The 22045-nt window shown below is 66.1% G+C and carries 20 protein-coding genes; 11 read left to right on the forward strand and 9 right to left on the reverse strand.

Going from position 1 to position 22045, the window contains the following annotated elements; all coding sequences use genetic code 11:
* Positions 1-109: 109 nt before the first annotated feature.
* Positions 110-496, reverse strand: coding sequence for a YXWGXW repeat-containing protein (locus AC1DN0_RS32980; RefSeq protein ID WP_441626884.1), 387 nt, complete (start codon positions 494-496; stop codon positions 110-112).
* Between the two features lie 992 nt (positions 497-1488).
* On the opposite strand from AC1DN0_RS32980, the gene AC1DN0_RS32985 reads away from it, so the two are divergent.
* Positions 1489-3432, forward strand: a complete 1944-nt coding sequence (locus AC1DN0_RS32985) for a DEAD/DEAH box helicase (RefSeq protein WP_276286664.1) — start codon at positions 1489-1491, stop codon at positions 3430-3432.
* A 122-nt stretch (positions 3433-3554) separates the two neighbouring features.
* Here AC1DN0_RS32985 and AC1DN0_RS32990 read toward each other — a convergent pair whose 3' ends face one another.
* Both AC1DN0_RS32990 and egtD read right to left on the reverse strand, forming a co-directional pair.
* Positions 3555-4814 carry an SUMF1/EgtB/PvdO family nonheme iron enzyme gene (locus AC1DN0_RS32990; protein WP_441626886.1) on the reverse strand — a complete coding sequence of 420 codons (1260 nt, stop codon included), beginning with the start codon at positions 4812-4814 and terminating at the stop codon, positions 3555-3557.
* A gap of 141 nt (positions 4815-4955) precedes the next feature.
* A complete protein-coding gene (egtD, locus tag AC1DN0_RS32995; protein WP_441626888.1) occupies positions 4956-6047 on the reverse strand; it encodes an L-histidine N(alpha)-methyltransferase in 1092 nt (363 codons plus the stop codon).
* 633 nt (positions 6048-6680) lie between these two features.
* Here egtD and AC1DN0_RS33000 point away from each other — a divergent pair.
* The 3 genes from AC1DN0_RS33000 to AC1DN0_RS33010 all read left to right on the forward strand — a co-directional run bounded on the left by AC1DN0_RS33000 (position 6681) and on the right by AC1DN0_RS33010 (position 8845).
* Complete coding sequence (locus tag AC1DN0_RS33000) at positions 6681-7379, forward strand: TerC family protein (RefSeq protein ID WP_045239580.1); 699 nt, start codon at positions 6681-6683, stop codon at positions 7377-7379.
* Positions 7380-7553: 174 nt separating this feature from the next.
* Positions 7554-8348, forward strand: coding sequence for a thymidylate synthase (locus tag AC1DN0_RS33005; RefSeq protein ID WP_477146314.1), 795 nt, complete (start codon positions 7554-7556; stop codon positions 8346-8348).
* Entirely contained in the window at positions 8345-8845 is a 501-nt protein-coding gene (locus AC1DN0_RS33010) for a dihydrofolate reductase (RefSeq protein WP_441626892.1), read from the forward strand. The genes AC1DN0_RS33005 and AC1DN0_RS33010 overlap by 4 nt, the downstream gene beginning before the upstream one ends.
* 55 nt (positions 8846-8900) lie before the next feature.
* On the opposite strand, the gene pmbA is transcribed toward AC1DN0_RS33010, so the two are convergent.
* Entirely contained in the window at positions 8901-10268 is a 1368-nt protein-coding gene (gene pmbA, locus AC1DN0_RS33015; protein ID WP_441626942.1) for a metalloprotease PmbA, read from the reverse strand.
* 57 nt (positions 10269-10325) lie between these two features.
* On the opposite strand from pmbA, the gene yjgA reads away from it, so the two are divergent.
* Positions 10326-10943, forward strand: a complete 618-nt coding sequence (yjgA, locus tag AC1DN0_RS33020) for a ribosome biogenesis factor YjgA (RefSeq protein ID WP_414629473.1) — start codon at positions 10326-10328, stop codon at positions 10941-10943.
* A 28-nt stretch (positions 10944-10971) separates the two neighbouring features.
* Positions 10972-11625, forward strand: a complete 654-nt coding sequence (gene mog / locus AC1DN0_RS33025; protein ID WP_441626894.1) for a molybdopterin adenylyltransferase — start codon at positions 10972-10974, stop codon at positions 11623-11625.
* A gap of 18 nt (positions 11626-11643) precedes the next feature.
* Here the strand turns inward: mog and AC1DN0_RS33030 are convergent, their stop codons facing one another.
* Positions 11644-12525 carry an AEC family transporter gene (locus AC1DN0_RS33030; RefSeq protein WP_477102271.1) on the reverse strand — a complete coding sequence of 294 codons (882 nt, stop codon included), beginning with the start codon at positions 12523-12525 and terminating at the stop codon, positions 11644-11646.
* A 66-nt stretch (positions 12526-12591) separates the two neighbouring features.
* Complete coding sequence (gene orn, locus AC1DN0_RS33035) at positions 12592-13245, reverse strand: oligoribonuclease (RefSeq protein WP_441626898.1); 654 nt, start codon at positions 13243-13245, stop codon at positions 12592-12594.
* A gap of 196 nt (positions 13246-13441) precedes the next feature.
* Between orn and AC1DN0_RS33040 the strand changes: the two genes are divergently transcribed.
* Genes AC1DN0_RS33040 through AC1DN0_RS33050 form a run of 3 tightly spaced genes read left to right on the forward strand, consistent with a single transcriptional unit; the run spans position 13442 to position 16052 of the window.
* A complete protein-coding gene (locus AC1DN0_RS33040; RefSeq protein WP_441626900.1) occupies positions 13442-14689 on the forward strand; it encodes a M48 family metallopeptidase in 1248 nt (415 codons plus the stop codon).
* Positions 14686-15705, forward strand: coding sequence for a ribosome small subunit-dependent GTPase A (rsgA, locus tag AC1DN0_RS33045; RefSeq protein WP_441626902.1), 1020 nt, complete (start codon positions 14686-14688; stop codon positions 15703-15705). Before AC1DN0_RS33040 ends, rsgA begins: the two co-directional genes overlap by 4 nt.
* 38 nt (positions 15706-15743) lie before the next feature.
* Entirely contained in the window at positions 15744-16052 is a 309-nt protein-coding gene (locus AC1DN0_RS33050) for a putative signal transducing protein (protein WP_441626904.1), read from the forward strand.
* A gap of 94 nt (positions 16053-16146) precedes the next feature.
* Here the strand turns inward: AC1DN0_RS33050 and AC1DN0_RS33055 are convergent, their stop codons facing one another.
* Entirely contained in the window at positions 16147-17139 is a 993-nt protein-coding gene (locus tag AC1DN0_RS33055; RefSeq protein ID WP_441626906.1) for a CobD/CbiB family protein, read from the reverse strand.
* A gap of 159 nt (positions 17140-17298) precedes the next feature.
* Positions 17299-17997 (reverse strand): pirin family protein, encoded by a 699-nt coding sequence (locus AC1DN0_RS33060; RefSeq protein WP_477111514.1) that lies wholly within the window; start codon positions 17995-17997, stop codon positions 17299-17301.
* A gap of 151 nt (positions 17998-18148) precedes the next feature.
* Here AC1DN0_RS33060 and AC1DN0_RS33065 point away from each other — a divergent pair, with 151 nt between their 5' ends.
* On the forward strand, positions 18149-19072 hold the full coding sequence (locus tag AC1DN0_RS33065) for a LysR family transcriptional regulator (RefSeq protein ID WP_035869784.1): 924 nt from the start codon (positions 18149-18151) through the stop codon (positions 19070-19072).
* A 12-nt stretch (positions 19073-19084) separates the two neighbouring features.
* Positions 19085-20017: a tRNA glutamyl-Q(34) synthetase GluQRS gene (gene gluQRS, locus AC1DN0_RS33070; protein WP_477146315.1), complete on the forward strand. Its 933-nt coding sequence runs from the start codon at positions 19085-19087 to the stop codon at positions 20015-20017.
* A 166-nt stretch (positions 20018-20183) separates the two neighbouring features.
* Here gluQRS and AC1DN0_RS33075 read toward each other — a convergent pair whose 3' ends face one another.
* Complete coding sequence (locus AC1DN0_RS33075) at positions 20184-21677, reverse strand: DEAD/DEAH box helicase (RefSeq protein ID WP_441626912.1); 1494 nt, start codon at positions 21675-21677, stop codon at positions 20184-20186.
* Positions 21678-22045: the final 368 nt, after the last annotated feature.

Raw genomic sequence — 22045 nt, forward strand, 5'->3', positions numbered from 1 at the left:
GAACTACGGCGAGAGGACAGACTCCGTGGACATGTTGGTGCGCCTTGGCGGCGCGGATCCGGGAGCAGGCCCGGAGTATATCAAAACCTCACCAGCCACGCTCCCCTGCTCAGCACTCGCCCTTCTTGGCGTGTCCCGGCGGGCAGTGATAACCCTTGTCTTTCTTGCCCGGCCTGCCATCCCAGCGCTCGGGCACCAGCACCCAGCCATCGCGCGCCTGCACCCAGCGCGGCGCCTCGTAGACATAGCCCGCGCGCTCGCGCTCCCACTTGCCCTTCTTCCACTTGTGCTTGTGGCCGCGATCATCCCAGTCCCAGTAGCCGGGCGCCCAGACGTAGCCAGGGCGCGCCACGGGAACAACTTCATAGACGGGAGCCGGCGGCGGCACGCCGATCAACACATTGACCGATACCTGCGCATGTGCCGCAGGCGCCATGCCCAGTGCGCCCATCAAGCCAGTTACAGCCGCCGCGCACAAAAGAATCCTTCTCGTCATCGCTATCTCGTTTTGCCAGTTTCAGGCCCGAGAATAACTTGACGCGAGACTTCCGGCTGTTAGCAAAGGTATCAATGGATTACCCGTGCAACATATGGGTCAGCTTAACGGAAGCCGGAAGTAGCGCTTGCGGTACCCCAAACCCGGAGCACGAACGAAAAAGCCCGCCAGTACACTGGCGGGCTGGTTGCGGACGGTCCGGACCATCCAGGTCAACGCCGGCGCTATCGCGGCAACAGCCGTGCAAGCAGGTTTTCCCATGATTCCGCCCATGACGCGGACGTCCCTCCGGACCACCCGGAGAGCCAAAGGAAAGCTGGCAATGACGCCGACTGCCGCGATATCAGCGGCTAGCGGCACTTAAAGCAAAGCGCCGAGGAAGGTCAGCGGGTTCTCATCGGTCCGCCACCTTGCCGGGCATCGATGCGCCCGACGGATTCAGTATAGGCAGGCGGCCTGCGGATGCAATATCGAATGCGGGATCGGCAAACCCCCATGAAAAGCGCCCAATGAGCCTCAAAAATCGCCGTTCGGCACCTCAAAGTAATTCCTATCGCAGTGCAACAAACTTACTTTTGTTTCTGCTATAATTCGCGCCGTGAGTTCGCACTGTGAGTTGTGCAACACGTCTACCGGTCTCTTCCGGCAGGCGATACCGCCCCCGCTCTCAAGCTCTGCTCCCCGGTCCCGCCGGCTGGCCTGCCTTAAAGTTGTTGAATCAAGGCCAAGTGGTGATACCCGACAGAACGCATTTCTCACCGACGTCGCCTCGTCTCCGATCCTGTTGAATAGCTCTACAGAGCTGTTTGCCTGCCAGGGACCGCGCGCCCGGCCTTGTGCCCGGTGTCGCCCTGCCTGCCGCCGTACTGTCAGCTGTGTCTGTCGTAACGGCCTCACCGATTGGCGCCGAAGCCTTTTTAAGACTTTGCACTGCGCCCGCCCCTGTTCGCTAGTTCGGCATGGGGTGCCATGCATTTAAAGAAAACTACGACATGACCCAGCACGACATTCGTGCGGAGCAAGCTTTTGCCTCCGCCGCCGACGCATCGACCGAAGCCGCCGCCATCGCCACGCCCGCTATCCAGGAACCGAGCCCGCTCGACAAGCTCGACGCCATGCTCAGCCCGGAAGCCGTTGCGCCTGCCGCCGCCGCCAACGTCAATGCCGAGAACGGCTTTGCCAAGCTTGGCCTCGAAGAAGCAATCCTGCGCGCCCTCGTTGAACTGAACTACACCACGCCGACCCCGGTGCAGGCACAAGCGATTCCCGCCTTCCTGGCTGGCCGCGACCTGCTGGTGTCCAGCCAGACCGGCTCGGGCAAGACCGGCGCCTTCATCCTGCCGGCCATCCAGCGCATCAGCGAAAAGGCTTCGCCGAATCGCCCGCGTTCCGATGATCCGGTCAAGCGCATGAAGGGCAAGCGCCCCCGTCCGTCGCCGGCGCAACCCGCGCTGCTGGTGCTGACCCCCACGCGCGAACTGGCCCTGCAGGTGACCGAAGCCACCGCCAAGTATGGCCGCCACCTGCGCCGCATCGTGTGCGCCAGCATCCTGGGCGGCATGCCCTATCCGAAGCAGCTCGCCGCGCTGTCGAAGATGCCTGACATCCTGGTGGCAACGCCTGGCCGCCTGCTCGACCACGTCGAAGCCGGCCGCATCGACCTGTCCGCGCTGGACATGCTGGTGTTCGACGAAGCCGACCGTATGCTCGACATGGGCTTCGCCGACGATATCGACGCCATCGTTGCCGCTACCCCGGCCACCCGCCAGACGCTGATGTTCTCGGCCACGCTGGACGGCCGCATCGCCCAACTGGCTTCGCGCCAGCTGCGCGACCCGCAACGCATCGAGATCGCCGCGACCCGCGCCGACCAGAGCAATATCGAACAGCGCCTGCACTTCACCGATGACATGTCGCACAAGGAAAAGCTGCTCGACCACCTGCTGCGCGACGCCACGCTCAAGCAAGCCATCGTCTTCACCGCGACCAAGCGCGATGCCGATTCGCTGGCCGAGCGCCTGTCGGATACCGGTTTCGCAGCCGGCGCGCTGCACGGCGACATGACCCAGGGCGCGCGTAACCGCACCCTGACGTCGCTGCGCCGCGGCAACCTGCGCATCCTGGTGGCAACCGATGTCGCCGCACGCGGCATCGACGTGCCGGACATCACCCACGTGGTCAACTTCGACCTGCCCAAGCAAGCCGAAGACTACGTGCACCGTATCGGCCGAACCGGCCGTGCCGGCCGCTCGGGCGTCGCCATCAACCTCGTGAACCATGGCGACATGTTCCAGTGGAAGCGCATCGAGCGCTTCACCAACAACCGCGTCGACGCTTCGGTGATCGAAGGCCTGGAACCGCGCCGCTCGCCCAAGCCGCGCTCCGGCTTCGGCGGCAAGCCGGGCGGTGACCGCGGTGGCTACCGTGGCAACAGCAATGGCGGCGGCTATCGCGGCGGTGAGAACCGCAGCTTTGGCGACCGCAAGTTCGGCGGCGGCGAAAGCCGCGGCTTCGGCAGCCGTGACGGGGCCCCGCGTCCCGCAGGCGACCGCCCGTTCGGCGATCGCGACGGCAACCGTGGTTTTGGCGACCGTGGCGGCTTCGGCAACGCCAATGGCAACAGCACCGGCTATCGCGGCCAGGGCGCGACCGGCGGCCAGCGCAGCTTCGGCAACGAAGGCGGCTACCGCGGCGGCGACAACCGTGGCTTCGGCAACCGTGATGGCGCGGCTCCCCGCAGCTTCGCCGACGGCAACCGTGGCGCAGGCAACGGCGGCAACGGTGGCTACCGCGGCGGCGAAGGCCGCAGCTTTGGCAACCGCGATGGCAACCGCGACGGCGCGCCCCGCAGCTTCGGCGACGGCAACCGCGGCGGCTTCGGCGGCCAGCGCAACGGCAACGGCAACACCGGTGGCCGCTCGCGTTTCGAGCGTTAATTCGCGCGGTTGAATGGATGCGTCGCCTATGCGGCGCTCCATCGCAACAAATGAAAAAAGCACCTTCGGGTGCTTTTTTCATTTGGCGTGAGACGTCAGACGAAGGGGCCAGCCGGCCCTCTCTATATGGAACAGCTGCGAAAGCCCACGAACGCGAAATCGTCCTCCGGCAGCAGCGCCATGCGCGCGCGCGCATGGCGCTGGCGCGCCACGCCGGCGAAAGAGGCACCGCGCACCACCTGGTGCGTGGCGAAGCAGTCAACGAACTCCACATCGGCCGGGCCAGCGACAAAACCGGCATAGGGCTCATAGGGCGTCGCCGTCCACTCGCGAACCATGCCCCAGCGCAAGCCGCCGCGCGCCTGCACCGCCGCCAGCTCCCATTCCGCTTCCGTAGGCAGGCGCCGGTCCGCCCAGGCGCACCAGGCCTGCGCCTCGAACAGGCTGACGTGGCGTACCGCCTCGTCAGGATTCAAGGTGCGCAGGCTGCCGAAGCGCAACGCCATCCACGCCCGGGACTCCGGATGCCTGGCCCAGTAACGCGGCGCGGAACGGTCCTGCATCATCAGCCACTGGTGCCCCGCCACCGTCCACCATGCCGCGCGCTCATAACCACCGTCCTCGACGAAATCGAGAAACTGCGCATTGCTGACCGGCGCGGCATCCATCTCGAAGGCTGGCACATAGGTCGGCTGCGGCGGCAGTTCGTCGGGCAGCGCGAAGCCATCCGGCTCATTCCAGCCCTGGATGAACCGCCCACCGGGAAACTGCAAGGTGCCGGCGTGCGGTACCGACACGGAAGGCAGCGCCACGGCCGGCTCCACCGGCGCCATGCCCACGGCCTGCAGCAGCGCAGCCAGGGCCTCGCCCTGGCTGTCTTCGTGAAACAGCGCGCGACGCCATGCGTAGAGCGCCGCATCGCTATCGTCCGGTTGCGCCGCCAGCCGGCGCAAGGTGGCTTCGAGCACCTCGGCGGCATAGCGTTTGACCACCGCTACGTCGGGCAGCGTGGCCTCCCAGCGGGCATCGGGATCGATGCGTTCGGGATCGAACCATTCGTCCGCGCCGGCCAGCAACGAAGGAACCCCGGCGGCCCGCAACGGCAGGCCATCGCGCTCCAGCGTGCGCACATCGCGCAGGCACCACCATTCGGCATGCCAGGCGACATGGCCCAGCGTCCAGAGCGGCGGGTTCGCAAAATCCTGCCGCGGCACCTCCCAGCCGCGCCGCGTCTGGCCGAACGCGGCAAGCCAGGCCAGGGTGCGGTTGCGCGCTTCCACCAGCGCCTGCGCCAGGCCCTCGCGGGGCAGCCTCCGGGCGTCCGTCCAGACGGTCTTGCCACCATTGAAATGAAGGTCGGGAAGCATGGAAAAGCCGCTCATCAAGAACCCTGACGGTGAATGGGATGGCCCACGGTTGGTTTGCCCGGCGGGCGGCGCGCCTCATGCGCCGCGCCCCCAAGGAGGGATGCGGGCATTATGACACCAGCACCATCCCCGCCCGCGCAGCGCCTGCCGCCCTGCTCAGGCGCGCGCATGGAACACTGCGAACCAGCCGCGCGGATCGGTCCACCAGACCGGATCGTCGAAGCCCGCAGCCGCAAGGAGTGTGGCGAAATCGGCCGGCCGGTACTTATAGGAATCCTCGGTGTGAATCCGCTCGCCGGCGCGAAAGGCGCGGCTGCCTTCCGGCCAGCGCACGGTGACGTCCCGCCCGGCCCGCAGGTGCATCTGGATGCGCGAGTTCTCGAGGTCGAAGCTGGCCGCGTGCCGCCAGTCGTCGAGCTGGAAATCGCTGCCGACGATGCGGTTCAGGTTACGCAGCACATTGCGGTTGAAGGCGGCGGTAACGCCTAGCGGGTCGTCATAGGCGGCCACCAGCGCCTGCTCGTCCTTGAGCAGGTCGACGCCGATCAGCACGCCATCCCCCCTCCCCGCGGCCGCCCGCAGACGCTGCAGCAAGGCCCGCGCCTGCTCCGGCGCGAAGTTGCCGATGCTGGATCCCGGATAGAAGAACAGCCGGCGCCCGCGCCTGACTTCCGGCGGCAGGTCGAGCGGCACGCACAAGTCGGCGCCAAGGCCGAGCATGGGAATCTGCGGATGCTGCTGCTGCAGGCAGAACAAGGTGCCGCGCAGGAACTCCACCGAAATGTCGAGTGCGACGTATTGCGCCGGCTGCAGGCTGCCGAAGAGCCGCGCCGCTTTCTGGCAATTGCCCGCGCCAAGGTCGATCAGCACGCAGCCGCTGCCGGCACGCGCGGCCATAGCGGGCGCGAACGCGGAGAAGACCGCGGCCTCCGTACGCGTGGGGTAATACTCGGGCAGATCGGTGATGGCCTCGAACAGGCGGGAGCCAAGTACATCATAGAAGAACTTGGGGCTGATGCTGGCGGCGGGGGCCAGCAGGCCGCGCGTGATCTCGCCGCGCAGGGCACCGCTGTCCTCATGGTACTGCTGGATGAAATCCAGCCGCGGTACCGGATTCGGCAGCGCGTGTCCGTTGGCGATGACGGCAGTGCTGGCCTGGCTGCCGTTGGGTTGCAGGGCCGAAGTGGCGTTGCGGTTGGATTGGGAATGGCTGTGGCGTGGGTTCAACGGGGTCGGGACGGCCGGCATGACGTTTCCTTGTTGGTCGATGGCAATGCATGAAACCCCCAGGTGCCCGCACGTCACGCATGCGCGGGGCTGGCAAGGGATGCGCCTCCGGTGACGTCTGGGGCGCATCGGCCAAAAGCCAGTCTACTCAGAATAGCTGGCGCGCGCGGAGTGTGCTTACCGCAATGCACAAACCCTTCCGGGCGCCGTAATCTTCACTAAGAATGACACGGAAAGCGCCATCGGTTCCGTATATCGTCCTGCCGGCGCCCAGGGAAGAGTCTCTGCCCGTCGATGGCATCGCGATATCCGACGTAAAGTGCGCCTTATCAAACATTCACAACAGCACAAAGCATGTGGCTTCGTTTATAATCCGCCTCAGCGCTTCCGCTTCGGCCTGATCCGAACGGATTCGTCCCTCAAAGGGGAGTAGCTCCGGGGCCCTGCCCTTAGCACAATCGTCATTCCGAGGCTGATCACAAATAGCCTCCGGTTGTGCTGACCGCGCCAACAACCATATGGCGGTCGAGCAAGACCTTTGCAACCTGGTTTCATGGTTTGCAAAGGCGCCCCCACAGCTCCCAACCAACATGTCTCCAGGCTAACCCGGTGTTTGCGCACGGCTTTTGGCTATCGTTGTTTCGAGGAGATTTTATGGAATGGTTTACCGATCTGTTCACGATGCAGTTCCTGACGGCACTGCTGTCCATCGTCGTCATTGACCTGGTGCTTGCCGGCGACAATGCCATCGTGATCGCGCTTGCCGCGCGCAACCTGCCGCCCCACCTGCAGAAGAAGGCCATCGTCTGGGGTACGGTCGGCGCAGTCGTGGTCCGTTCGGCCATGACGATCGGTGTGGTCTGGCTGCTCAAGATTCCTGGCCTGCTGCTGGTCGGCGGCGTGGCCCTGGTGTGGATCGCCTACAAGCTGCTGTCCGACGACGGCAATGGYGACGAACATGGCGCGGGCGCGACCACCCTGGTGGGCGCGATGAAGACCATCATCATCGCCGACGCGGTGATGGGCGTGGACAACGTGCTGGCAGTGGCAGGCGCGGCGCACGGCAGCTTCCTGCTGGTGGTGCTCGGCCTGCTGATCAGCATCCCCATCGTGGTGTGGGGCTCGAGCCTGGTGCTCAAGCTGATGTCGCGCTTCCCGTCGGTCATCTTCGTGGGCGCCGGCGTGCTGGCCTTCACGGCAGTCAAGATGATCGTCAGCGAGCCGCTGGTGAAGGAGTTCTTCAACACCAACGCCCTGGCTTACTACGGCTTGTTCGTGCTGGTCATCGGCGGCGTGCTGGGCGGTGGCTACCTGGTGCAGAAGCGCCGGGCTCCGACCACGGCGGCGCAGTAATGCACGATGGCGCCGGCACCTGAGGACGCCGGACCATGAAAGGAGGGCCGCCGCGAGGCGGCCCTTTTTGCTTTGCGATAAAATGCTAGGCCTTTAGCAATTTGCCGACCTCCGGGCAGATTGCCCCATTACGCGCACAACGCTGTCGCGTCACTTTCCCCAACACCCGCGCCGATGAAACAGTACCTCGACTTCATGCGCCATGTGYAAGAGCATGGCACCGAMAAGGCCGACCGCACCGGCACCGGCACGCGCTCGGTGTTCGGCTACCAGATGCGCTTCGACCTGCGCGAAGGCTTCCCGGTGGTGACCACCAAGAAGCTGCACATGAAGTCGATCATTCACGAACTGCTGTGGTTCCTGCAAGGCTCGACCAACATCAGGTACCTGAAGGACAACGGCGTCAGCATCTGGGACGAATGGGCAGATGAAAACGGTGAACTGGGACCTGTCTACGGCTCGCAGTGGCGCGCCTGGCCGACGCCGGACGGCCGGCACATCGACCAGATCAGCGAACTGGTGGCGCAGATCCGCAGCAACCCGGACTCCCGCCGGCTGATCGTGTCGGCCTGGAACGTGGGCGAGATTCCGCAGATGAAGCTGCCGCCCTGCCACGCCTTCTTCCAGTTCTATGTGGCCGAAGGCCGCCTGTCCTGCCAGTTGTACCAGCGCAGCGCCGATATCTTCCTGGGCGTGCCGTTCAATATCGCCAGCTACGCGCTGCTGACGCACATGATCGCCCAACAGACCGGACTGGAAGTGGGCGACTTTATCTGGACCGGCGGTGATTGCCATATCTACAGCAATCACGCCGGACAGGTGGCAACGCAACTGGCGCGCGAGCCGATGGCGCTGCCGCAACTGAAGATACTGCGCAAGCCGGACAGCCTCTTCGACTACAAGTACGAAGACTTCGAACTGGTGGGTTACGAGTCGCATCCGGCCATCAAGGCACCGGTGGCCGTATGACGCTGTTGACCCTGATCGTGGCGAAGGCCCGCAACGGCGTGATCGGCCGCGACAACACCCTGCCCTGGCGCTTGCCCGAGGACCTGGCGCACTTCAAGCGCACCACGATGGGCGCGCCCATCGTGATGGGCCGCAAGACCTGGGAATCGATCGGCCGGCCGCTGCCGGGCCGGCGCAATATCGTGGTGAGCCGCAACCGCGGCCTGCGCATCGAAGGCTGCGACGTGGCGAACTCGCTCGAGGAAGCGCAGCGGCTATGCGTCGGCGTCGAGCAGATCTTCCTGATCGGCGGTGCGCAACTGTATGCCGAGGCGCTGCCCAGCGCGGACCGGCTGGTGGTGACGGAGATCGATGCGGATGTCGAAGGCGATGCGGTGTTTCCCCCCATCGACCCGCAGCAGTGGATCACCACCGCGCGCGAATCGCATCACTCGGAAGCGAATGGCTTCGACTACGCCTTCGTTACCTACGAGCGCCCGCCGTCCGGCGAGGAATAAGACATTGCCGGCGTGAAACGCGCGGCGGCCCGGGAACCAGGCCGCCGCCGTGGCTTTAGTTGCCCGCGATCGTCATCTGCTCGATCAGGATCGAGCCGGTTTCCTTGGTGCCGCGTACCAGCGAATCGGCGCCAATCGCCACGATCTGGCGGAACATCTCCACCATATTGCCGGCAATGGTGATCTCTTCCACCGGAAACTGGATCACGCCGTTCTCGACCCAGTAGCCCGAGGCGCCGCGCGAGTAATCGCCCGTCACGTAGTTCACGCCCTGCCCCATCAGTTCCGTCACCAGCAGGCCGGTGCCGAGCTTGCGCAACATGCCGGCGAAGTCGTCGTCCGGCGCGGTCAGCGAGCTGGACAACGTCAGGTTATGCGAGCCGCCGGCATTGCCGGTGGTTTTCATGCCCAGCTTGCGGGCCGAGTAGGTGGAGAGGAAATAGCCTTCCACCACGCCGGCGCGAACCACGTCGCGCGCGTGGGTCTTCACGCCTTCTTCGTCGAAGGGGGCGCTGCCCATGGCGCCCGGCAGGTGGGGCTGTTCGTGGATGTGGATGTGCGGCGCGAACACCGCCTTGCCCAGCGTGTCGTACAGGAACGTCGACTTGCGGTACAGCGCGCCGCCGGACACGGCCTGCACGAAGGCGCCGAGCAAGCCCGCCGCCAGCGGTGCCTCAAACAGCACCGGGCAACGGCGCGTGGACAGCTTGCGCGAGTTCAGGCGGGCCAGCGAGCGTTCGGCGGCATAGCGGCCGATGTCCTCGGGCGCGGCCAGTGCGTCGGGCGCGCGCTTGGACGAGTACCAGTCGTCGCGCTGCATGCCGCTGCCGGTGCCGGCGATCGGCGCGCAGGAAATAAAGTGGCGGGAGTACGGATAACCGCCCGTGAAGCCGCGCGAGGTGGCCAGCACGAACTGCGAATGCTGGGCCGACACGCTGGCGCCGTCGCTGTTGCGAATGCGCGGCGAGACCGCGAAGGCGGCGGCTTCGGCGCGGCGCGCGATCTCGATGGCCTGTTCGGCGTCGATATTCCACGGGTGGAACAGGTCGAGATCCTGCGGGTTGCGTTCAAGCAACTCCTCTTCGGCCAGACCCGCGCAATCGTCTTCGGCGGTAAAGCGGGCAATGTTGTAGGCCGCCTCCGCCGTGGCCCGCAGCGCCGCGGGCGAGAAATCCGAGGTGCTGGCGTTGCCGCGCCGCTTGCCGATCATGACCGTGACGCCCACCACCTTGTCGCGGTTCTGCTCGATGGTTTCCACCTGGCCCTTGCGCACCGAGACCGACAGGCCGCTGCCCTCGGAAATCTCGGTTGCCGCGTCGGTGGCGCCCAGTTCGCGTGCCACCCGCAGCACATCGGCGGCCATCTCGCTAAGCTGGGCCTGGGTATAAGTGAAATGGGCGGTCTGGTCGGCGGATTGATCCATTGTGGGCGCGGTCATCAAAAGTCCAAACAAGAATCATAGCAAGATAAAATGCCACCCATGACGCGAAACTCCCGCACCTCCCCCCGGAACGCCTCCGGCTTCCCCGGCCAGTTCGCCCCCGAACCGGCCGACGACGACGACCTGCCCAAGAGCAAGTCCCAGAAAAAACGCGATATGCTCGCCCTGCAGGACCTGGGCGTGGAACTCGAAGCGCTGCCCAAGGACCGGCTGGCGCGCGTGCCCATGCCCGAAGCGCTGGCCGACGCCATCCGCGACGCGCGGCGCATCACCAACCACGAAGGAAAACGCCGCCAGATGCAGTTCGTGGGCAAGGTCATGCGCAAGCTGGACGACGACGAGGTCGAAGCCATCCAGCGCGTACTGGAAGGCTTCAAGGGCGCCAGCAAGGCCGAGACGGCCAAGCTGCACCTGGTGGAGCGCTGGCGCGAACTGTTGCTGGCGGACGACGCCGCCCTGACCAAGTTCCTGGCCGAACACCCGGCCATCGATGTGCAGGCGCTGCGCAACATCATCCGCAATGCGCGCAAAGAGCACGAGATGAACAAGCCGCCGCGCTATTTCCGCGAACTGTTCCAGGCCATCAAGAATGCGCTGGAGAGCAAGAAGGCGGCGGCATCCGACGAGCCGCAAGCCGAGCCGGACGCCGAAGAATAACCAGGACGCCAAACCCATTGGGGACAAGATGACGCAAACCACGACGCACGCGATGGTTCATCCCATTGCCCGCAACCATCCGGACGAATTGCTGGTCGGCTTTGTCTCGATCTCCGACCGCGCCTCGGCCGGCACCTACCAGGACGAAGGGATCCCGGCCCTGCGCGAGTGGTTCGGGCACGCCCTGACCTCGCCCTGGCAGGGCGTGGAACGCCTTATCCCCGACGAACAGGCAGTCATCTCCCGCACGCTGATCGAACTGGTCGACGTGGCCGGCTGCGACCTGGTGCTGACCACCGGCGGCACCGGCCCGGCGCGGCGCGACGTCACGCCCGAGGCCACGCTTGCGGTGGGCACCAAGGAAATGCCCGGCTTCGGCGAGCAGATGCGCCAAGTCAGCCTGCACTTCGTGCCCACGGCCATCCTGTCGCGGCAGGTGGCGGTGATCCGCGAAACCGCCAGCCGCGCCGCCCTGATCATCAACCTGCCGGGCCAGCCGCGCGCCATCCGCGAAACCCTGGAAGGCCTGCGCGGCGAAGACGGCAAAGCCATCGTGCAAGGCATCTTTGCCGCCGTGCCCTACTGCGTCGACCTGATCGGCGGCCCTTACATCGAGACCGACGATGCCGTGGCCAAGGCGTGGCGTCCCAAGCACGCAATTCGCACCCGGCCGGCGGCCTGAATCACCGGCGGGGCTGCCTCAGCGCAGCCCCAGATACAGCCCCAGCGGCACGAACACCACTGCGGCGACATTGCCCAGCAGCACGATCGAAGCCACCTGATCCGGCTCCTGCCGGAAATGATCGGCCACGAGAAAGTTGAGCACGGCCGGCGGCAGCGACGCGAACACAAACAGCAGCCCGCGCTGGAGCTGGGTCAGCGGCACCAGTTGCGCCAGCAGCAAGGCGCAGGCGATGCCGGTCAGCGGACAGGCCACGGCGCCGATCGCGCCCATGCCCCAGTTGCGCAGGCTCACGTCCTTCATGCGCACGCCCAGCGCGAACAGCATCAAGGGCACGGTCGCATCGCCCAGCAGCTTGATCGACTGGAACACCGGCTCAGGCAGCGCGAACCACGGCCGCGCCAGCGACAAGGCCACCCCCAGCACCGTCGCCAGCACCATCGGATTGCGCGCGATCTGCGTGACCGACGCATGCCGGTTGACGATCTTCATGCCGATGGTGAAGTGCATCAGGTTGGACGCGGCGAACAACGCCACCGCCGGCGCCAGGCCGACCGGGCCGAAGGCGAACACCGATAGCGGCAAGCCCATATTGCCGCAGTTGTTGAACATCATCGGCGGCACGAAGGTACGCGGATCCACCCGCAGCAGCCGCGCGGCCAGCCAGGCCAGCAGCCCGGAACCCAGCACCACGGCCACCGCGCAACCCAGCAGCACAAGCTGGTCGGCCAGCACGAATTCCTTGCTGACAAAGGCCGACACCACCAGCAGCGGCGCGATCACGTCGAGCGTGGCCCGGTTGATGCCCGACATGTCCGGATGCGCGCGGCGCCCGTAAAGCCAGCCCACCAGGATGATCAGGATGACCGGCGTGATAATCGAGACGATGCGCGCGAGCATGGGAGGGCGGCAGTTGGACCGAGGCGCCCCTCGGGGCGCCTCGGAAGTGACGTTGGATGGTGCGGATCAGGCGGCCGGAGCGGCCGGAGCCTCGGGCGCGGCGGGCGCTTCGCCCGCTGCCGCTGCCGCCGGCGCGGAATGGCGGATAAAGTGGGTGCGGTAGTAACGCAGCTCTTCCACCGACTCCAGGATATCGGCCAGCGCGGTGTGCAGTTGGCGCTTGACGAAACCCTTGTGGATGGCCGGCTCCCAGCGCTTGCACAGTTCCTTCAGCGTGGACACGTCGAGGTTGCGGTAGTGGAAGAACGCCTCCAGCTTGGGCATGTAGCGCGCCATGAAGCGGCGGTCCTGGCAGATCGAGTTGCCGCACATGGGCGACTTGCCGGCCGGCACCCAGCGCTTGAGGAAGGCCAGCAGCTCGGCCTCGGCCTGGGCTTCGGTCAGGGTCGAGGCCTTGACCTTGTCGATCAGGCCCGAGCGGCCATGGGTGCCCTTGTTCCAGTTGTCCATGCCGTCGAGCACGGCATCTTCCTGGTGGATCACCAGCACCGGGCCTTCGGCCAGGATATTGAGCTCGGAGTCGGTCACGACGATGGCAATCTCGATGATGCGGTCCGTGTCCGGCATCAGGCCGGTCATCTCCATGTCCAGCCAGATCAGGTTGTTTTCGCTCTTGACGGATTTGGCGCCGCTGGGCACGTGGGTATTTTGGCTGGTCATCTGGACTGCAATCGAAGGAGAGGCAAAGAAGAAGGCGCGCCCGAGTTCCCGATGACAAACACGGTCGGAGGGCGCGAACAACTTATAATTCTCGCATATCCGCTGCCGCTCCCGGTTCCAAAGCGGTCCGGCACCCGCTCCGGCGATCCGGCCGCCCCCGCGTACGCGACGGCTTTACACGACAAGGCTCTGCCCGATGTTCACGTTTCTGTTCCTAGCCGCCCTGATGCTGATGGTGCTGACCAAGCTCTGGCTGGCAGCCCGCCAGGTGCGCCATGTGGCGCAACACCGTCATGCGGTACCCAGCCGCTTTGCCGACAGCATCACGCTGTCCTCGCACCAGAAGGCGGCCGACTACACCATCGCCCGCACCCGGCTGTCGATGCTGGAAGTGCTGGCCGGCGCCGGCCTGCTGATCGTCCTGACCATGCTGGGCGGGCTGCAGTGGATCAACCAGTTCTGGCTCGGCACCTTCGGCCCGGGCTATGCCTACAGCGTGGCGCTGGTCGGCAGCGTGGCCGTGATCGGCGGGCTGGTCGACCTGCCCTTCTCGCTCTATGGCCAGTTCGGCATCGAGCAGCGCTTTGGCTTCAACCGCATGAGCTGGAAGCTCTACCTGGCCGACCTGGCCAAGATGGCCGTCGTCGGCTGCGCGCTGGGCCTGCCGCTGTTGCTTGCCGTCCTGTGGCTCATGGAACATATGGGGCAATACTGGTGGGTATGGACGTGGCTGACGTGGATCGCCTTCACGATCTTCGTGCAGATGATTGCGCCCTCGGTGATCATGCCCATGTTCAACCGCTTCGAGCCGCTCGCCAACGCCACGCTGGAAGCGCGCATCAAGCGCCTGCTGGAAAAATGCGGCTTCCGCAGCCGTGGCCTGTTTGTGATGGACGGCAGCAAGCGCAGCGCGCACGGTAACGCGTACTTCACCGGTTTCGGCGCCGCCAAGCGCATCGTCTTCTTCGACACCCTGATGGAGCGCCTGGCCGACGACGAGATCGAAGCCGTGCTCGCGCACGAGCTCGGCCACTTCAAGCGCCGCCATATCCTCAAGGGCATGCTGGTGAGCTTCGCGCTGAGCCTGGCCTTCCTGGCCGCGCTGGGCTGGCTGGCCAGCCGTACCTGGTTCTACACGGGCCTGGGCGTGCTGCCCAATCTCGGCACCACCAACCATGCGCTTGCCCTGGTGCTGTTCTTCCTGACGCTGCCTGTTTTCACCTTCCTGCTGGGGCCGCTGGCCAGCCAGACCTCGCGCCGCCACGAGTTCGAGGCCGATGCCTTCGCCGCCGGCCAGACCGATGCCGGCCACCTGGTCTCGGCACTGGTCAAGCTCTACAAGGACAACGCCTCCACCTTGACGCCCGACCCGATCTACAGCGCGTTCTACTACTCGCACCCACCAGCGGCACAGCGGATCGACCGCCTGCTGGCGCAGGCATGAGCCGCGCCGCCCGGGGAGGCCCGCAGCGCGCCGCAAGCGCTGCCAAAGCCAACGCCAATGGCGCCGCCGCCGAAGAGGCGCTGATCGTCGCCGCGCACGGCCGCCACTATGTGATCGAGCTGGACGACGGCAGCCGCCTGCACGGCTTCCCGCGCGGCAAGCGCAGCGAGTGCGCGGTGGGCGACCGCGTCACCATCGAGCGCGCCGCCTCCGACCAGTGCGTGATCACCGGCTTCAAGCCGCGCAAGAACCTGCTGCACCGCTCCGACCAGTTCAAGTCCAAGCTGCTGGCGGCCAATATCGACCAGGTGGTCATCGTGCTGGCGACCGAGCCGGGCTTCTCGGAAGACCTGCTCGGGCGTGCGCTGGTGTCGGCCGAGGCGCTCGGCATCCGGCCGCTGATCATCCTCAACAAGATCGACCTGACCGAGCGGCTGGAAGAAGCCCGCGGCCGGCTGGCGCTATACCAGGAGCTGGGCTACGAGACGCTGTTCCTGTCCGTGCACGGCTCGCCGGAAGATACGCTGGCGCAACTGCGCCCGCAACTGGCGCACCGCGCCAGCATCCTGATCGGCCAGTCGGGCATGGGCAAGTCCTCGCTGCTGAACCTGCTGATCCCCGGCGTGGAAGCGCAGACGCGGGAAATCTCGGCCAAGCTGGATTCGGGCAAGCACACCACCACCTTTACCCGCCTCTACCACCTGCCGGCCAGCGTGGATGGCGACGCAACCATGGATGGCGAAAGCAATGATCCCCAGGCCCGCCAGCGTGGCTGCCTGATCGATTCGCCGGGCTTCCAGGAATTCGGCCTGCATCACCTGAGCGAAGGCATGCTGGAGCGTGCCTTCCCGGAATTCCGTCCGCGCCTGACCGAGTGCCGCTTCTACAACTGCCATCACATCAACGAGCCCGGCTGCGGCGTGCTGGAATCGATGAAGGCGGGCGAGATCTCCGGACGGCGCCACCAGCTCTACACGCAACTGCTGCACGAATCCCGCCAGCAAAAGCCGTGGTAAGGTGATCGGGCGTGCCTGCAACGGCATGCCCGATCCCCATGAAACTACTGCTCTCGACCCCTTCCCTAGTCCATGCGGCACACTGCCAGAACTTGCTGGAAGCCGCTGGCATCCGTGCCGAAATGCGCAATACCTGGCTGGCCGGCGCGATGGGCGATATCCCGTTTCGCGAGAGCGCACCGCAGGTCTGGCTGATCGATGACGAAATGGAAACCCAGGCCTGGGCGGTATTGCGCGCGGCGGCCAATCCGGAGCCGGGGCCACGGTGGCAATGCCTGTCATGCGGGGAATGGCACGAAGCGCAGTTCAATTCGTGCTGGCAATGCGGGGCGCCGCGGCAGCCTTAGCGCGCATAAGAGTACATAGGCGCACAAAAGAGCGCACCCAACAAAACGCCCGCGGCAAGCGCGGGCGTTGGCGATAGCGGGATGGCAATCCGGCTCAGCCGACCCAGAGCGCCAGCGACAGCATCGCCAGCAGCAGCATCCACAGCACCACGGCACGCCACACCAGCCCAATCGCCGATTGCAGCGTACGCACGTTCGGCTCCATGCCGAATTCAGGCGCGGCCGGCTCAGGCTCGCTGTCGTCTTCCATGCCGGGCGCATAGTCGATGGCCGGGCCGGCCAGGCTGGTGCGCAGCACCACGGTGGAATCCTCCTCGGCCAGCGGCGCGCCCAGGCGCACGCCAAGCGCGCCGCCGCCACTGGCGAGCAGGATGCCGTTGACGGCATCGTTCCACTTGCGCGCGTGGTTGCGCCAGGCATAGACCGCATCCTCGAAATTACCGACGATGGCAAAACCGACCGCGGTCAGCCGCGAGGGGATCCAGTCCAGCAGGTAGAAGGCCCGCGCGGCAAACCGCCCCAGCGCGGGGCTGCGCTCGGTGGAAGGCAGGTTCCAGTGGCGCGCGAGGTATTCGGCGATGCGGTACAAGATGACACCACCCGGGCCGATCGGCACCAGGAACCAGAAGAACACGCCGAACACATGCCGGTGGACCGCCACGATGGCGGCTTCCAGCGTATGCCGCACGATCTCGGTGACAGGCATTTCAAGGGTTTCGAGACCGGTCCACTGGTGCAGCAGCGCGCGGGCGCGCGGCAGATCGTCGCGATTGAGCGCTTCGTGGATATCGGTGAAGAAGTGGCTGAATTGCCGGAAACCGAGGGTCAGGTAGAGCAGCAGGACGTTCCAGGCGAGCGTGAGCGCCACGCTGATGGAGGCCAGCAGGTAGTGCACCACCATGGCGGTCAGCGTCAGCGGCAGCACCACCGTGAACCAGGCCAGCGCCGTATCGCGCGGGCGCCCGGTGTCGAAGGCGTGCTCCGCCCGCTCGGCCAGCACGCGCACGATGTCGTAGATCGGATTGTTGCGGCCCAGGGCGCGGAACTGCTCGGCGATCAGCGCGAGGAGGACAGATACAAAAGTCATCTCTGGAGTGGATGTCGAAGGCCAGGGCACGCCAGGCGGCACGTGTGCCGGCCCGGTCGCTTATCTATAGCGAGACGATAGCACACGGCAAACCCGCCCAGAGAAAGCGCCGCAGCCCGCCGGCATGGCGGGCGGGCTGCGTGCTCTTCAAGCGGCGCTTCAGGGCAGGTCAAACACCAGCACTTCGGCACCATCGCCATGGGTCAGGGCCACCGCGTCTGCCCCTTCCAGCTGCGCGGCATCGCCCGCCTCCAGTGCCTTGCCGTTGACGGTGACGCGCCCGCGCGCCACATGCACGTAGGCACGCCGCTTTGGCGCCAGGGCCAGCGTGGCGGATTCATCGCCGTCGAACAGGCCGGCATACAGGCGCATGTCCTGATGGATCACCACCGAGCCCTCGGCGCCGTCCCGGCTGCCGACCAGGCGCAGACGGCCGCGCTTTTCCGCGGGCTCGAAGCGCCTTTCCTCGTAGCCGGGCTCGAGATCGGCCTTCTCCGGCAGGATCCAGATCTGGAGGAAGTGCGTGGTGTCGTGCGCGGCGTGGTTGTACTCCGAGTGGCGCACGCCGGTCCCCGCGCTCATGCGCTGCACATCGCCGGGGCGGATCACGCTGCCGTTGCCCATGCTGTCCTTGTGGGCCAGTTCGCCTTCCAGCACATAACTGATGATTTCCATGTCGCGGTGGCCGTGGGTGCCGAAACCCATGCCCGGTGCGACGCGGTCCTCATTGATGACGCGCAGCGGCCCGAACTGGACGTGCTTGGGATCGTAGTAGTCCGCGAAGGAAAAGGTGTGATAAGACTTGAGCCAGCCATGATCCGCGAAACCGCGTTCGCCCGCCTTTCTGATTTCAATCATTTTGACGGCCCTCCTTCAGGCCTTGTCGGCGCAGCAGCTGGGTTAAAACCTAGCTCTGGCCTTGCACTACGTTTCAATACTAGGCAGTTTAGGGTGGCAGGCGTATATTTGGCGGGACGATCTTAGAAGTATTCATTCAGAATTTCTGAACATGGCACTCTCTCTCGAATCCCTGGAAGTTCTCGATGCCATCGAGCGCAAAGGCAGCTTTGCCGCCGCCGCGCACGAGATGGGCAAAGTGCCTTCGGCGCTTACCTATGTGGTACGCAAGCTGGAGGAGGACCTGGACGTCCTGCTGTTCGACCGCCGCCGCCACCGCGCCGAACTCACCCCCGCCGGACGCGCCCTGCTGGACGAGGGCCGCCACCTGCTGCACGCCGCGGACGACCTGGCCCGCCGCGTCAAGCGGCTGGCCACCGGCTGGGAAGCCACGCTGACCATCGTGGTGGACGACCTGATCAACTTCCGTGCCCTGCTGCCGGTCATCCACGACTTCTACACCGAGAACACCGCCACCCGGCTGCGCTTTGCCAAGGAGGTGCTGGGCGGTGCCTGGGATGCGCTGGTCAGCAGCCGCGCCGACCTGGTGATCGGCGGCGCCTACGATGCGCCGAGCACCCAGGGTTTCCAGGTACGCCCGCTGGGCACCATGCCCTTTGTCTTCGCTGTGGCCGCGCATCATCCGCTGGCGAACGAACCGGGTCCGCTGACCACCCTGCAGATCGCCAAGCATCGCATCGTGGCGGTGGGCGATACCTCGCGCAACCTGCCGGCCCGCACCCATGGCGTGCTCGCCGGACAGGACGTGCTGGTGGTGCCCACCATGCGCGACAAGCTCGAGGCGCAGATCCGCGGGCTGGGCTGCGGCTGGCTGCCGGCGCCGATGGCGCAGCCCTTCATCGAGAGCGGCGTGCTGCTGGCGCGCGAAACCCTCGAAGTGCGCAACCCAGGCAATTTCAAGGTGGCCTGGCGCACCAGCACGCGCGGCAAGGCGCTGCAATGGTGGGCCAACAAGCTGGAAGATCCGCGCCTGGCGCAAGCCCTGCTCCAACAACAGCCGGGCCAGCCCGACTAACGCGCCGCCGCCATGTCCGCCCACCCGAGCCCGGTGCCCGGCTACCGGGGCCGTTTTGCCCCCTCCCCCACCGGCCCGCTGCATATGGGGTCGCTCGTCACCGCGCTGGCCAGCTGGCTTGACGCCCGCGCCCATCGCGGGAGCTGGCTGGTGCGCGTCGAAGACATCGACTATCCCCGCTGCGTGCGCGGCGCCGACCTGCAGATCCTGCAGGCGCTGGCCCGCCTCAGCCTGCATCCGGACGAGCCGCCGCAGTGGCAGAGCCGGCACGAGGCGCGCTATGCCGAGGCGCTACGCAAGCTGGACGCCGATCATCGGATTTATCCCTGCGGCTGTTCGCGCAAGGAAATCGCGGACTCGCTATTGCATGCGCGCGAACGGCGCCAGACCCTGGCCTATCCCGGCACCTGCCGCGATGGCCTGCATGGCAAGCTGCCGCGCGCCTGGYGGGTGCGGGTGCCGGACGGCGATGCCGCGCTGATCTGCTTCGACGATCGCTGGCAAGGCCGACAATGCCAGAACCTGGCGACCGAGCTTGGCGACTTCGTGCTGCGCCGCGCCGACGGCTTGTGGGCCTACCAGCTGGCCGTGGTGGTCGACGATGGCCATCAGGGCATCACGCATATCGTGCGCGGCGCCGACCTGCTCGATTCCACGCCGCGGCAGATCCACCTGCAGCATCTGCTGGGGCTGCCGACACCGTCGTACCTGCACGTGCCGGTGGTGACCAACGCGCTCGGCGAGAAACTCAGCAAGCAAAGCGGYGCGCAGGCCATCGACGAGCTCGATCCGCTGGCGGCGCTGCGCACGGCCGGCGCGCACCTGGGGCTGGCGRGCCACGCGCAATCGGTGGACAGCTGGCTGAGCGATGCCACGGCGGGCTGGGCCGCGCTGCCGCGGAACCTGGCGGCGGGTACCGTGCAGGAATACAAGACTGGCGTTTGACCCTGCCCCTGCGTAAAGGTAAAGGCCAGCTGTATGCCTTCCAGCGCCTTGAATCCGGCGGAGCTTCGCGCAACCGCACACCGTGCAAGCCTGACGTCCAGCCAACAAAAAAGCGCCCTCGGGCGCTTTTTTGTTGGCTGCGGCAAAACGCTTCGCGCCGGCCGGCTCAGGACTTGCGCGGCACGCCGCCAAGCAGCGCCGCCAGTTGCCGCTTGGGCGCCGGACGGCCACGGCCAAAGGCGGCGGCGTTGCTATCCGTCACGTCGGGCTGGGCGGCAATCGCGCTGCTGCTCGGCTCGTAAGGACGCGAGAAGAAAGAGTCGTCGGACGGACGGAACGCGTTGCGCGAGCTGGCCGGATCGTTCCGGCGCGGACGCGGTTCCTCGCTCTCGCCATTGCCGCGCGGGCGGCGCACGTCGCTGCTGCGTGCGCGGCGGCGGTCGCCTTCCTCGGCACGGGCGCTGGCACCGGTGGGATCGAAACCCTCCAGCGGCGTGCGCGGGATGCTGCGCTTGAGCAGCTTCTCGATATCGACCAACAGGCGCTCGTCGCCCGGCACGTAAATCGACAGCGCGTCGCCGCTCGCGCCGGCACGGCCGGTACGGCCGATACGGTGAACGTAGTCTTCAGCGCTGTACGGCAGGTCGAAGTTGATCACGCACGGCATGTCGGGAATATCGAGGCCGCGCGCCGCCACGTCGGTGGCGACCAGGGCATCGATACTGCCTTGCTTGAAGCCATCGAGCGTCTGCATGCGCTCGGTCTGGGTCTTGTCGCCATGGATGGCGGCGGCGTTGATGCCCTCGCGCTCCAGGTGGCGCGCCAGGCGCGAGCAGCCGATCTTGCTGTTGACGAAGACGATGCACTGGCGCGACAGGCCTTCGGCGGCGCGCTTCTTCAGCAGATGCACCACGGCGGCCTGCTTGTGGCCGTCTTCGACCTGGAACACGGTCTGGCGCACGTTCTCGTTGGCCGAGTTGCTGCGCGCCACTTCGATGGTGACCGGCTCGCGCAGGTAGCTGGCGGCCAGCCGCTTGATTTCGTTCGAGAAGGTGGCCGAGAACAGCAGCGTCTGGCGCTGTGCCGGCAGCAGGTTGATGATGCGCTGCAGGTCGGGCAGGAAGCCCATGTCGAGCATGCGGTCGGCCTCGTCCAGCACCAGCATCTGCACTTGCGACAGGTTCACCGATTTCTGCTGCACGTGATCGAGCAGCCGGCCCGGGGTGGCCACCAGGATTTCCACGCCGCGGCGCAAGGCATCGGTTTGCGGGTTCATGTCGACCCCGCCGAACACCACCGTGCTGCGCAGATCGGTGAAGCGCGCGTAGCGGGCCACGTTGTCGTAGACCTGGTCGGCCAGTTCGCGCGTGGGGGTCAGCATCAGGGCACGCACCGGGTGGCGCGCCGGCGAGGCGCTGGCATTGGCCATCGGCAGCAGCCGCTGGATGATCGGCAGCGCGAAGCCGGCGGTCTTGCCGGTGCCGGTTTGCGCCGCGCCCATCACGTCCTTGCCGAGCAAGACCACGGGGATCGCCTGCTCCTGGATGGGCGTGGGCTTGGTGTAGCCCTGCTCGGACAATGCGCGCTGGATGCGGGCGTCCAGGCCGAAGCTGTCGAAGGTGATCTCGGGGGTGGTCTGGTCGGTGGTCGTAGTCGTCATGGTTTCCGTGTCTTGCAGGAGGCGAACCCGGCGCCAACGGACACGCGTCTTGAACCGAGCGGGGGAGATCTGCGCATGGATTTAAGGCCCGGCCGCATGGTGCGCGCCCTGCTGGCGCGACCGCCGCGAACCGTCGTCTGTCCTTGCCTCTGCAGGGCGATTCCGCCGCGAGATCAATAGCTCATGTAAATCAAAGACTTAGATTGTAGCATTTGCAGCCCTGATAAGGGTAGTGCGAGTGTGGCGGCTACGCCAGTTTCGGCCGGGCGGATTTCAATTTCGTGTCACGCGGGCACGGCACCCCCAAACCCGGCCTTTGCAAGGCTGGTTTGCCCAAGAGTCGCACCGGGCCTGGCTTTGCGGCGTGG

It is taken from the genome of Cupriavidus sp. 05N39, from assembly GCF_056397325.1.

Coding starts and splice junctions, on each gene's coding strand:
- egtD (WP_441626888.1), bottom strand. CDS start 6,047: ATGCCGGCCGTCCCGACCCCGTTGAACCCACGCCACAGCCATTCCCAA.
- AC1DN0_RS33030 (WP_477102271.1), bottom strand. CDS start 12,525: ATGCTCGCGCGCATCGTCTCGATTATCACGCCGGTCATCCTGATCATC.
- AC1DN0_RS32980 (WP_441626884.1), bottom strand. CDS start 496: ATGACGAGAAGGATTCTTTTGTGCGCGGCGGCTGTAACTGGCTTGATG.
- rsgA (WP_441626902.1), top strand. CDS start 14,686: ATGAGCCGCGCCGCCCGGGGAGGCCCGCAGCGCGCCGCAAGCGCTGCC.
- AC1DN0_RS33075 (WP_441626912.1), bottom strand. CDS start 21,677: ATGACGACTACGACCACCGACCAGACCACCCCCGAGATCACCTTCGAC.
- AC1DN0_RS32985 (WP_276286664.1), top strand. CDS start 1,489: ATGACCCAGCACGACATTCGTGCGGAGCAAGCTTTTGCCTCCGCCGCC.
- AC1DN0_RS32990 (WP_441626886.1), bottom strand. CDS start 4,814: ATGAGCGGCTTTTCCATGCTTCCCGACCTTCATTTCAATGGTGGCAAG.
- AC1DN0_RS33065 (WP_035869784.1), top strand. CDS start 18,149: ATGGCACTCTCTCTCGAATCCCTGGAAGTTCTCGATGCCATCGAGCGC.
- yjgA (WP_414629473.1), top strand. CDS start 10,326: ATGACGCGAAACTCCCGCACCTCCCCCCGGAACGCCTCCGGCTTCCCC.
- AC1DN0_RS33040 (WP_441626900.1), top strand. CDS start 13,442: ATGTTCACGTTTCTGTTCCTAGCCGCCCTGATGCTGATGGTGCTGACC.
- orn (WP_441626898.1), bottom strand. CDS start 13,245: ATGACCAGCCAAAATACCCACGTGCCCAGCGGCGCCAAATCCGTCAAG.
- mog (WP_441626894.1), top strand. CDS start 10,972: ATGACGCAAACCACGACGCACGCGATGGTTCATCCCATTGCCCGCAAC.
- AC1DN0_RS33010 (WP_441626892.1), top strand. CDS start 8,345: ATGACGCTGTTGACCCTGATCGTGGCGAAGGCCCGCAACGGCGTGATC.
- pmbA (WP_441626942.1), bottom strand. CDS start 10,268: ATGGATCAATCCGCCGACCAGACCGCCCATTTCACTTATACCCAGGCC.
- AC1DN0_RS33050 (WP_441626904.1), top strand. CDS start 15,744: ATGAAACTACTGCTCTCGACCCCTTCCCTAGTCCATGCGGCACACTGC.
- AC1DN0_RS33055 (WP_441626906.1), bottom strand. CDS start 17,139: ATGACTTTTGTATCTGTCCTCCTCGCGCTGATCGCCGAGCAGTTCCGC.
- AC1DN0_RS33060 (WP_477111514.1), bottom strand. CDS start 17,997: ATGATTGAAATCAGAAAGGCGGGCGAACGCGGTTTCGCGGATCATGGC.